Raw genomic sequence first — 11,583 nt, forward strand, 5'->3', positions numbered from 1 at the left:
GTATTGACCTGCTGAAGGCCGGTCGCCTGTTCCTGAGCCGAGGCCGAAATCGACTCGACGATGCCGGTGATCCGTCCGACCAGGCAGGCGATATGGGTCAGGGCCGCGCCGGTTTGGCCGACCAGATCCACCCCCGCATCGACCTGACGTGAGGAGGCGCCGATCAGCAGGCGAATTTCCTTGGCCGCGCTTGCCGACCGCTGGGCCAGGGCGCGCACCTCTTGGGCGACAACGGCGAAGCCGCGGCCTGCGTCACCCGCCCGGGCGGCCTCGACCCCGGCGTTGAGGGCCAGGAGGTTGGTCTGGAAAGCGATCTCGTCGATCACGCCGACGATCTGGCCGATCTGACCGGCGGAGGCCTGAATGGCGCTCATCGAGTCCACCGCGCGGTTGACCAGGTCGACGCTGCGATCGGCCTCGTCCTTGGCGGCCGCGACGATCTGGTGGGCGTCGGTCGAGCCCTCGGCGGTCCGCATCACCGTGCCGGTGATCTCATCAAGCGTCGCGGCGGTCTCCTCAAGGCTGGCGGCCTGTTGTTCGGTGCGCCGCGACAGGTCGCTGGCCGCCTCGCTGATTTCCTGGGAGCCTGAGCCGATCGCCTCGGCGTTGAGAATGATCAGGCCCATGGTGTCATTGAGCTTGGCCACCGCGGCGTTGAAGTCGGCGCGAAGCTGTTCGTATTCAGGCGCGAAAGTCTGCGTCAGGCGTTGGGTCAGGTCGCCGGCCGAAAGTTTGCCCAATCCGTCGGCGATGGCGGCGACCACGGCCGCCTGCTGCCCCGCGGCCAGGGCGCGTTGGGCCTCATGCTCCTGGCGTTCAGCCTCGGCGGCGGCGCGCTGGGCGGCCGTTAGGGTTTCCAGATCCAGCTTTTCAATGGCGTTTTGGCGGAAGATCAGCACCGCTTGGGCCATGTCGCCGACCTCGTCGCGGCGACCGATCGCCGGGATTTCCACATCGTGACGTCCGGCCGCCAGGGCGCCCATGGTTTGGGTCATGGCCGCCACAGGGACCGCGACGCCGCGGGTCAGGAGCCATCCGGCGAGGCCGGCGAGCGCCACCACGGCGCCAGATCCCAGCCACAGGATCAGGGTCGAATGACTGACCGCCGCGCGATGGGCCAAGGTGCGACGCTGATAGACCTGGTCAATATTGCGCGCGATGGTGGCGCTGAGCGCCTGGGCCGCCGCCAACTTGCCCCCGCTGATCATGGCCACCGCCTGCGGTCGGCTCGCTGGGTCACTCGCCAGGCGGATTTGGTTCAGGGCCTCGTCGCGCCGCCAGGCGTTGGCGGCGGCGTCCATCTGACCGACCAGCGCCAGGTTCTTGCGATCGGTTGCGACCCGACGCAGATGGCCAAGGGCGGCGTCATAGGCGCGCCCTTCCTGGCGATAATGATCAACGAAGGCGGAATCTTGAGTGGCGACGAACGCGCGCACGGCGCTTTCCTGCGCCAGCAGCGCGGTGTCCATCGCCGCGCGATCTTCCATCACCATCTTGGTGATGTCCTTGGACGCCGCCGCGGCGGTTATGGTCGACAGGTTGAAATGAACAGTGGCGCTGACGCCGATAAAGACGGCGATGATCGCGCTGAAGGCGACGGACAGTTTTCGCGAGATGCGAAGATGCGACAGCATGGGGGTCTCGGGACTGACGAACACCTCACGCCCGGATGAGGCGATCTGAGACGGCGCGAGGCAAGCGAGCGCCTGGTCCACGCACCAGGATCGAACACCAGGGCTGCCAAAGGGAAGGGCCGCATCCAGTGTTGCGATCAGCCTGACACAGGCTGCGCCGGCTGTAATTGACCCCCATCAGCTCCGGTCTGGTTGAATGTCAGGAGTCCGCAAAGCGAAGGTCTACGCGGCGCATGGGTCGGCTCGAAAGCCGCCGTGATAGGGCCCGCTCGTCTCTGGTTCGGGGGCTCTCGGGGCGACCCCGACGCAGCGATCAGCCCGCCGTCAGCAGGCCCCGCGCGATGATGTCGCGCTGCATCTCGCTGGCTCCCGAATAAATTGTCGCGGCGCGCAAGCACAGGCGCCGCGCCATGACTCGCGCGCCGACGTCCAGCGCCTCGCCGCCGGCCAGATCGGCGGCCACGCCCAGGGCGTCGAGCGTGGCCGACGCCGCGTCGCCGGCGATCTCCATCGCCAGCTCAGCCACCTGCTGATGCAGTTGGCTGCCGACCAGCTTGAGCATGGACGGGGCCGTCTGATCGTGAGGGCCGGGGCGACCCGATGGAAGCGCCGCAAGCTCCAGCTGCTCGAAGACGTCCACCTCGATCGCCAAGCTCGTCAGGCGCCGGCGCAGGTCTGGATCGACGCTCAGCCCTGCCCGGTCCAGTTGCCCGGCGGCGTGGCGGAAGGCGCGACGCACCAGGGCCGCGGGAGTGTTGTTGGCGCGAGCCAATTGCATCAGGCGCTTGGCCATCGTCCAGCCGTCATGCTCGGCCCCAACCCGGTTGTCGACCGGGACGACCACGTCGTCGAAGAACACCTGATTGAACTCGTGTTGGCCCGCCAGGTCGAGGATTGGCGACACCGTCAGGCCAGGGCTGTCCATGTCGATCAGCAGAAAGGTCAGTCCGTGTTGGCGGCGCTCGCGGTCGGCGGTGCGGAAGATGCCAAACATCCGGTTGGCCAAATGGGCGCCGGTGGTCCAGATCTTGGTCCCGCTGACATGATAGGCTTCGCCGCGACGGACCGCGCGACACGACACCGCCGCCAGGTCCGACCCCGCCCCTGGCTCGGAGAACCCCTGACACCAGAGATCCTGCCCCGACAGGATCGGTCCCAGATAGCGCGCGCGCTGGGCGTCGCTGCCTTGCTCGATCAATAGCGGGCCCAGGCTGCGCAGACCGCCGGCGAACAGGACCGGCGCGTCGTTCAAGGCGCATTGGCGGTCGAACAGGAACCGCTGGCGAGCGCTCCAGCCTGTCCCGCCCCAGGGCGCCGGCCAGGCCGGGGCGATCCAACCGCGCGCGAACAATCGCGCGTGCCAGATCCGGCACGCCTCGATCTCGGAATGGACGCCCAGGGTTTGTCGGCCCGCCCGCCGAAGGTCGGGTGTGAGCGCCTCCTCGAGGAAGGCGCTCACCAAGGCCAAGAAGGCCTCATCCGACGCCGATCGCATCGAAACTGGATCCGGAAGGGGGGTTGCTCGATGAACCACTAAGCCGATCCTGGCCCCGCGCAGTCCGCGGCCCTCTCCTCCTAGGCCGCCCGGAGGGCTCACGCCTTGATGGACCGCAACCGCCATCGACAAAGTCGCCGTCCGCCAGTTTGATGGGCGGCAAGTCCGGACACGACAGCCATGCGCCATCGTCGCAAGCCCCGGATTCGCCCTTGCTTGCCCCGTCGGCGCGCCTATCGTCCGCGCCGCATGAGCTCACCTGTCCCTCCATCGTCGGGCGGCCTAGACGACGGTGACGTCGCCACGGCGACCCGACGGCCGATGATCACCCTGACCCAACAGCCCTTCGCGCCCGGCGTGCTGCTCGACGCCTTTTGCCGCGGTCGCGCTGAGGTCGGTGCGATAGCGAGCTTCACGGGCCTGGCGAGGGCCGAAGGCGGCGCGGCCCAGATCCTTGAGCTGGAGGCCTATCCAGGTTTCACCGACGCGGTGATCGCCGACTTCGCAGAGCGGGCCAAGATGCGGTTCGCGTTGTTGGACTATCAAATCGTCCATCGCACGGGCTCCATCGCCCCCGGCGAGGCGATCGTCTTCGTGGCCACGGCCGCGGGCCACCGTCGCGCGGCCCTCGATGCCTGCGATTTCCTGATGGATTATCTGAAAAGTCAGGCCCCGTTCTGGAAGAAGCAGCATGGCCCAGACGGCGTCCGTTGGATCGAGCCGACCGCCCAGGACCATAACGACGTCGGGCGATGGGATCGCTCGCGCCTTCCCACCGAGGATCTTGCCCAATGACTCGCCTGACCCACATCGACGACGAGGGACGGGCCAGGATGGTCGACGTCACGGGCAAGGCGTCGACGACCCGCGAAGCGGTGGCGGCGGGCTTCGTGCGCATGACGCCCGCGACCCTGGCCCTGGCGCTGTCGGGGACCGGCGCCAAAGGTGAGGTGCGAGCGGTGGCCGAGATCGCCGGGGTGATGGCCGCCAAGAAAACGTCCGACCTGATCCCGCTGTGCCACCCCCTGGCCCTGTCCAAGGTTGAGGTCTGCGTCGAGCCCGGCGAGGGCGGATTGGCGGTGACGGCGCGGGTCAAGACCACCGGCCCGACCGGGGTAGAAATGGAAGCCTTGACCGCCGTCTCGGTGGCCTGCCTGACCATCTATGACATGCTCAAGGCGGCCGAGAAGGGCATGGTCATCGAGGCTGTGCGTCTGACCGCCAAGAGTGGCGGCAAGTCAGGAGCCTGGCTTTCATCGCCCCCGGGCGATGCTGGCCAATCCCGCCCCCTACCGTGACGGCCGCCCTTTCGCCTCGTCGCCGGTGGCGTCGAGCAGGATAGAGGTCCAGGCTGATGTCGTGTCCAGGCGACCTTGATCTCGCGCAAGGGCTTGGTCTGTCAAATACCCCAAAGGTGCGCCCATGACCGAAGACTCCCACTTTCAGCAACTGCTGAAGACCGCCGCCGCCCAGGTGCAGCCTCATCGCCTGCTGTTTGTGTTCGCTGGCGCCGAACTGCCCGATCATCCGACCCCGACGCAGCGGGTAAACTTCCTGGCCGGACGCGGCGGCGCCTTAGCGGCGCTGATGTGCGTCGACAAAGCCCCTGACGAGCTGTCTGACTTCGACAGCTTGGCTCGCGAATCCAAGGACGCGGGACCGCCCTGGCAGGTTGTGTTCGCCGCCGCCCTGTCCGGGCGCGACGGAAGCCCCCCGGCCAAGGCCGAGATCGACGCGGCGCTCAAGACAATGGTCGAAGCCGTGCGGGTGGGTGGCGTCGATCGATACGCCGCCTTCGGCCCCAACGGCGATCCGCTTCATTTCCACTGAGCCGGCCGATTGGTGATTTTAGGCCGTCGGTTCAGAGAGGATCGCGCGCTCGCCCGACCCCCGGCACGCGAACTTGGCCGATCCCCCCAGCATTGTGATCGTTTTCCGCGGCCGCTCGGCGGACATGGGCTCGCAAGCCTTCCGTCGCGGGCTCAACGATCGTCCCATAAGACGAACCGAGGCCGGCCTTCAACCGGGCAAGGTAGAAAGACACAATTGACCGGAGAGCAACGGTCCATGCGCGTTGGTTATGCCTGTAAGGACGGCGGAACCGTCCCGGCGCCCATCAGGCCAAGCTCTGTCTAGAGGGATTGTCGACCTGCTGGGCACGTTCAGCCAAGCTCCAAAGGCGTGGATGTCCGCCGCATGGCCGAAGGACCAGCCCTCGCCATGGAGCAGCGCGTTGTGAAGTTGCTGGACCTGGCGGCGGGGGTCGGGCGCGCTGGCATAGCCGCGCAGCAGCCGGCGAGCCTTCACAAGCGCCTCGGCGCGGGTGGTTTTGAACACAGCAGGACGTCCCAAGATTACGGAGTCGGCCAGCGCCGACAGCAGCGATCTAAGAGGGCTGCAAGCCCACGACCACCCCACAACACGCCGCTCGAACACTCACGCGATGACGAGCGGCGCGCTGGCATGATCCTGGCCGGCTCTTGCTCGAAATCTAAGGCGATCCGCATCACGTCTTTCGAGCCTTGCGGCCGCGCGTGAAGCCGCGATCGCTCTCCATGAAGCGGCCGACCATCGGCACGATCAGCTTGCCGTAATCGAGCAGATCGCGGTGCAGGGCCGCGGGCAATTCCACCGTGACCTTCACGGGGGTGTCGTCCTCGATAGGACCCAGTTTCAGCTTGCTCATTGGGGGCCTTCCACAGTGTAGGGCTCAAGGACCAGATCGCGCGACAGCAGCACCCGCAGCGGCGCAGCGGCGCAGCGGCGCAGCGGGTCGAATGGTGAGGGTCGGCGTCAAGGCAAGGCTGCGTCCGACGGCCTGCTGGCCCACGTCACTGATCGACTGGCTGGCGCCGCGACGGATCGCCCGCTCCAGGTCACCGCCGTCGCTTGACTGCCCGGCCTCGGCCCCGATGGCCAGGACCGTGCTAAGCGCGGCGGCGGCGAGCACTGCCTTCCCGTGCCGGTCGACGCCATCGGCCAGCCCGGCCATGCCTTGGGCGTCGGCGCCCGGCAACTTGTCGAGCATGATCGAACGGCCCGAGGGCAGGATCAGCCGCGTCCACGCCACCGACAGCCGGCTCTGGCCGACGTGGGTGGCGGTTTCGTATTGGCCGATCAGCCGGGATCCGGCCGGGATCAGGAGGTGATGGCCGCCCAGGCTGTCGAAGACGTCCTGACTGACCTGGGCGATGGCCAAGCCCGCCGCGTCCGATCGAAGGCCCGTCACGAGGGCCGCCGGAATGATCGATCCGGCTTGCAGGAGGTAAGGCGAGGCCGGCGGCTGGAGCCGCTCGGGGCTGGTCGCCCGTTCGTCGGCGATGCTGGCGACTGCCGCGCCTACGGAAGCGGCGGGCAAGGTCTGCTCACCGCCCTTCATCGTCGCCGCCGCGAAGAGACCGGCTTTGCGCGCCGCCTGCCGGGCCTGGACCGCCGGGCCCACCGCCGCCGGCCTCTCGACTGGACGCGCAGTCACTGGCGGCGGCAAGGACGTCGTGGGTTCCGACGACGCGGCTGAAGCGCCAAGCCCGCGAGCGCGCTGGGCGCTGAGCATGGGCCGGCCAAGATCGCCGGGCAGCGGCGGCCCCAGCACCGGAACCTGCCGACGTTGTAGGTAGTCGCGCGGCAAGCCGGTGACCGCTTCGGGCGGCGAGGCGGCAGGCTGGAACACCGGCTGAGCGGCGGAACGCTCGCGTTCGCGAAGCGACCACGCCACGGCGGCGGCCATGCGACAGCGCGCCACTTCCGGACATTCACGCACCCGCGGAAACCAGGCACTCGTTTGGTCCACCGACGACCAGCTTGACGAGCCCGGTTCAATCGATTGGTAGGAGTCGGCGGGCCGGTAAGGAGCCACTGACCGCGCCTAGGGCTTGCCCTGCATCGCGATCCCGTCGAGCCCGCTGCCACGATTAGGGTTCTGGTGGCGACGAGAAGAAATGCGTGAGGCGCGGATTATCCGGGCCGCAGATATACTCGCCCAAATCTTTTAGCTCGACGAAGACGAACAGATCTCGCTCTCCAACGCGAGGATTTCCGCTCGCAAGGAGCCGCCAGACTGCGAAGAGAAGCGTGACCCGCGTGAACGACCCCGGCCGCTAGATCAACGAGCTTGACCCCGATGCCCGATTAGAGAAGCGGACATTGGCATGCCTCCAGAAACGCGAAGTTTGCTGGTTCGGTGTGCCGACGTCTTGCGCACTGCTGCCAGGCGGCGACATGCGTTCCGCGCCCGAGCGCCATTTACGCTGCGGGTCCAGGACGTGCGCGAGCGCTGGTGCGAGCCGGAGGAACTAACACGCGCTTCGCTCTCGACTGCTTTCGCGAACAGGAGCCAATTCGGCCGCCAAGCCGTGACGCGACGCGCGCTCGCGGCCGATCCGCGGTGATCAGATCGCCGCCGTTGAAGCCCTGATGATGATCTCATGGGCCGTGCAGTCGGCGGATATCTTGACCTTGTCGTCCCCGTCGCGGCCCCCGTCTCGCAGCGTCATGACCAGGGCCTCGACAGCTAAGTCCGCCATCATGTCGATCGGCTGACGGACCGTTGTCAGGGCCGGCCACAGCTTGGTGGCGATTGACGAGTCGTCGAAGCCCGTCACGGAGAGATCCTCGGGAATCCGCACGCCGCGACGCTGAGCCATCGCCATCACACCGGCGGCGGTATCATCATTGCTGCAGACGATCGCCGTCGGTGGGACCTTGAGGTCCAACAGGCGCGCGGCCGCCTCCAGGCCGGAGACGAAGGTGTAGTCACCCTCGACGATGAGCGCGGGATCGCGGTCGACGTCGAAACGCGCAGCGAGGAAGCCCTTGAGGCGGGCGTGGGCGGAACTGTGTCCCTCAGGTCCCCGGACGAAGCCGATTCGCCGGTGCCCAAGCGCGCACAGATGCTCGGTGATGTCACGCGCGGCTTCCAGCTCGTTGATCCGCACCGAGGCCATATCGGCCAGCGCGGCGCCAGGGGAAAGACCGACGAGCGGGACGTCCAATTGCGCGGTGATTCCCGTCGCGCTGACGAGTTCGCAGATCGGCGCTGAGAGCAGCAGGGCGTTGGCCCCGCTCTCGATAAGTTGCTGCAACTGCGCGCGCGTCTCGTCCGTCGAGCCAGGATGCCATTTTCGGACGAGAAGCTGCACGCCGTGTCGGCTGGCCGCGTCCAGCGCCCCGACCAGGACCAGGCCAAGATAGCCGTTGTCGACCGCCCCATGCGGGAGTCCGATCCTGAGCTCCTGAGCGCCTCTCAGCGCGCGCGCCGTGACGCTGGGTGCGTAGTTCAAGGCTTCCACCGCGTCCAGGACGGCCCGCCGGGTGGCTGGCGCCACCGTCTTGGTGCCGTTGAGAACGTTCGATACGGTCATGGCGGAAACGCCGGCACGCTCGGCAACCGCAATGATCGTCACGCCTGACCGCGATCGCCCCGGCCTTCGCGCCATTCGCGTCTCTCCTAAACCCGCCGCTGAATAGCCCTTGCGACCAGAGCGCGCCACCGCCCCGTCACACGGACGCGGCGACACGTTCCAATATATGTTGACACGTCCCATATAACGGTCATTTTAACGTTAAACCGGCGCAGACCGGTTCTGAACCAATTCGGCTTGTGTGTGGCCGCTGGTCGAGCGCCGAAGCGCTTCAAAAACAAAGAGGGAGAGACATCATGTCCATCCGGGCATCCACAGTCCTATTGCGCTCGGCGGCCGCCGCCGCATTGATCGCTGGCGCGGGCCTGACCGCGACGTCGGCCGCCGCTCAGGTCGCCGCCCAGTCCGAAGCGTCCGCGCCCGCCGCCCAGGACGAGTCGAACGCGGTCGAGGAGATCGTCGTCACGGGCACCCTGATCCGCGGCGTGGCGCCGGTCGGGACCAACGTCATCGGCGTCAATGCCGACACCGTGGTCGCCTCGGGCACGTCCAACTCCAATGACCTTCTCGCCCGGATTCCCCAGGTCTCCAGCGCTTTCAACCAGAGCCAGAGCCCCGGCGGCACCATCGCTCTGCCGATCGTGCGCCCCAACATCCGCAACCTCGGCGCCTCGGGCGGCTCCACGACCCTCATCCTGTTGAACGGCAAGCGCATGGTTGGCGCGGGCGTGCTGCAGACCTCGCCCGACCCGTCGTCGATCCCTCCGGGCATGATCGCGCGCGTCGAGGTGATCCCGGACGGCGGCTCGTCGATCTACGGCTCGGACGCCATCGGCGGTGTGATCAACTTCATTACCCGCAAGAGTTTCGACGGCGTGCAGGTCAATGGGCGGTATGGCTTCGCTGACGCCTATGAGCAGGTCGACGCCGACATCACGGCTGGTCGCAGCTGGGGCGGGGGCTCGGCGATGGTCTCCTACGCCTATGCCACACATAGCAATATCTCGGCGCGCGACCGCGACTATATCTCCGCCGATCATGCGGCCCGAGGCGGCTCGGACTTCCGCACCAGCAATTGTTCGGCGGGCAACATCACCGCCGCTGGCGTGACGTACAGCCTGCCCTCGCGCACGCCGGGGACCAATCGCTGCGACGAAAATCAGGCCATCGACTTCTACCCCTACGAACAGCGTCACAGCCTATTTGGCGTGGTCACCCAGTCGCTAAGCGACAGCCTGACGTTCGACGCGACGGCGCTATACTCGGTCCGCAACACCAAGCGGTTCGGCCAGAGCCCCACCGACGGCACGGGCCTGCGCGGCAGCGGCACGATCACCTCGGCCAATCCCTACTTCCGTGCGATCGGAACGGAGACCTCGCAGACCGTGGCCTTCAACTATGCGCCGGTGTTCGGCGCGGCTGAAAGCAACCCGAGCCGCTTCACGACCTTTGGCGTGACGCCCAGCTTGACTTGGAAGATCGACGACAACTGGCAACTGGTCGGCTCGGCCAACTACGGCAAGAGCACCAACAGGGTTATCACCAACCAGATCGACACTGTCGCTCAGGCCGCGGCGCTGGCGGGAACGACGACAGCCACGGCGCTGAACCCCTATAATGTCGCCGCGACCAGCCCCGGGGTGCTGAGCGGCATCCGCAACTTTGCCCTCTATGGCGACTCCACCCAGAAGATCTCGGAGCTGAGGGCGGTCGCCGATGGCCGAATCTTCAGCCTGCCGGCGGGCGACGCCAAGCTCGCCGTCGGCGCCGAGTTCCACAAGGAGAACCTGCGCGCGGCGCAGGGCCAGGGCCCGCGCGGCGCCCCTGTCCTGTTCCGCTCGACCTCGGAGCGTAAGGTGAGCTCGGTCTTCGGGGAGCTGCTGGCGCCCCTGATGGGATCGGACTCGGCGATCGGCTCGCTCGACCTGTCGGCCTCGGCGCGCTTCGATGACTATGACGATGTCGGCTCGACGACCAACCCCAAGATCGGCCTGACCTGGCGTCCAACGCCCGAGCTGCGCATCCGCGGCAATTGGGGCACGTCGTTCCACGCCCCCAGCCTCGCCGACACCGGCGGCGCGGTGGACACCAGGGCCCAGGTCCTGGCGGTCAGCCCGTTCCGTCCGTCCACCAGCGCGCCGACAGATCTCTTCCGGCCGACCATCCTGCTGGCCGGCGGCAACCCCAACCTGAAGCCTGAGACCGCACACACCTGGTCCATCGGCGGCGACTGGACACCGAAGGGCGCGCTGGATGGCCTGACGGCGAGCCTGACCTATTTCAACGTCGACTTCACCGACGCTATTGGCCTGGCGCCCTTCTTCAATGGCGCCAGCTATTTCGCCAACCCGAGCTACGCTTCCTACTATGTCATCAATCCTACCCAGGCCCAGGCCCTGGCGGCGACGGCCGGGATGCGGGTGGAGAATGCGCCGAGCATCGCCAGCCTCTATGGCGGCGCGACCACGCCCTACGCCCTGATCGACGCGCGCCGCACGAACCTCGGCTCATTGAAGGTCGATGGCCTGGACTTCAGCCTTGGCTATAGCCGCCCGACAAGCTTCGGCTCGGTCAACGCCAGCATCGCCGGCACCTACACGCTCAACCGCGACTCGCGCGCGATCCCGGGCGCGCCGAAGGTCGACGAACTGAAGAACGGCACCGGCAAATACAATCTGGTCGCCACGGCGGGTGCGAAGGCCGGAGCGTTCGACACCCTGATCACGGTCAACCACAGCGACGGCTATCGGGTGATCGGCGTCCTTGGACAGTCCAAGGTGTCCGCGTTCACAACCGTCAACGCCTATGCCAGCTACAAGCTCTCGCTGACCGGCTGGATGGCCGACACCACCTTGACCCTCAACGTCGACAACCTCTTCGACGCCGAGCCGCCCTACTACAACGACGCCGATGGCTACGCCAACGGCTCGACCCTGGGCCGGCTGGTGTCGCTGGGCGTCAGAAAAAGCTTCTGACGATCAGCCAGGCGCGCCTCTCCCCCAGGTAAGCGCCACGTTCCGCCCGGGCTCTTCAGGAGCTTGGGCGGAACCCTCCCCTCGCCGACCAGTCGGCGGCTCGCCCCAGTAGCTCTCCA

9 protein-coding genes are annotated in these 11,583 nt (G+C 67.2%); 4 read left to right on the forward strand and 5 right to left on the reverse strand.

What is annotated here, in order from left to right:
* Positions 1-1,634 (reverse strand): methyl-accepting chemotaxis protein (locus AC1RJ9_RS26565; RefSeq protein WP_492841563.1); only part of this gene is annotated, 1,634 nt, incomplete at its 3' end.
* A 313-nt stretch (positions 1,635-1,947) separates the two neighbouring features.
* Positions 1,948-3,129 (reverse strand): acyl-CoA dehydrogenase family protein, encoded by a 1,182-nt coding sequence (locus AC1RJ9_RS26570; RefSeq protein ID WP_492841561.1) that lies wholly within the window; start codon positions 3,127-3,129, stop codon positions 1,948-1,950.
* 321 nt (positions 3,130-3,450) lie between these two features.
* On the opposite strand from AC1RJ9_RS26570, the gene AC1RJ9_RS26575 reads away from it, so the two are divergent.
* The 3 genes from AC1RJ9_RS26575 to AC1RJ9_RS26585 all read left to right on the forward strand — a co-directional run bounded on the left by AC1RJ9_RS26575 (position 3,451) and on the right by AC1RJ9_RS26585 (position 4,959).
* Positions 3,451-3,924: a molybdenum cofactor biosynthesis protein MoaE gene (locus tag AC1RJ9_RS26575; RefSeq protein WP_492841559.1), complete on the forward strand. Its 474-nt coding sequence runs from the start codon at positions 3,451-3,453 to the stop codon at positions 3,922-3,924.
* Positions 3,921-4,427, forward strand: coding sequence for a cyclic pyranopterin monophosphate synthase MoaC (moaC, locus tag AC1RJ9_RS26580; RefSeq protein ID WP_492841557.1), 507 nt, complete (start codon positions 3,921-3,923; stop codon positions 4,425-4,427). Before AC1RJ9_RS26575 ends, moaC begins: the two co-directional genes overlap by 4 nt.
* Positions 4,428-4,551: 124 nt before the next feature.
* Complete coding sequence (locus AC1RJ9_RS26585) at positions 4,552-4,959, forward strand: ribonucleotide reductase subunit alpha (RefSeq protein ID WP_492841555.1); 408 nt, start codon at positions 4,552-4,554, stop codon at positions 4,957-4,959.
* A 676-nt stretch (positions 4,960-5,635) separates the two neighbouring features.
* Here AC1RJ9_RS26585 and AC1RJ9_RS26590 read toward each other — a convergent pair.
* The 3 genes from AC1RJ9_RS26590 to AC1RJ9_RS26600 all read right to left on the reverse strand — a co-directional run bounded on the left by AC1RJ9_RS26590 (position 5,636) and on the right by AC1RJ9_RS26600 (position 8,531).
* Positions 5,636-5,815, reverse strand: a complete 180-nt coding sequence (locus AC1RJ9_RS26590; protein ID WP_492841553.1) for a DUF2274 domain-containing protein — start codon at positions 5,813-5,815, stop codon at positions 5,636-5,638.
* A 24-nt stretch (positions 5,816-5,839) separates the two neighbouring features.
* Complete coding sequence (locus AC1RJ9_RS26595) at positions 5,840-6,856, reverse strand: TraB/TrbI/VirB10 family type IV secretion system protein (RefSeq protein WP_492870921.1); 1,017 nt, start codon at positions 6,854-6,856, stop codon at positions 5,840-5,842.
* Positions 6,857-7,517: 661 nt separating this feature from the next.
* Positions 7,518-8,531: a LacI family DNA-binding transcriptional regulator gene (locus tag AC1RJ9_RS26600; protein WP_492841549.1), complete on the reverse strand. Its 1,014-nt coding sequence runs from the start codon at positions 8,529-8,531 to the stop codon at positions 7,518-7,520.
* A 254-nt stretch (positions 8,532-8,785) separates the two neighbouring features.
* Here AC1RJ9_RS26600 and AC1RJ9_RS26605 point away from each other — a divergent pair, with 254 nt between their 5' ends.
* Positions 8,786-11,464, forward strand: coding sequence for a TonB-dependent receptor domain-containing protein (locus AC1RJ9_RS26605; protein WP_492841547.1), 2,679 nt, complete (start codon positions 8,786-8,788; stop codon positions 11,462-11,464).
* Positions 11,465-11,583: the final 119 nt, after the last annotated feature.

Source organism: Caulobacter sp. GW822-FHT07D08, from assembly GCF_058798735.1.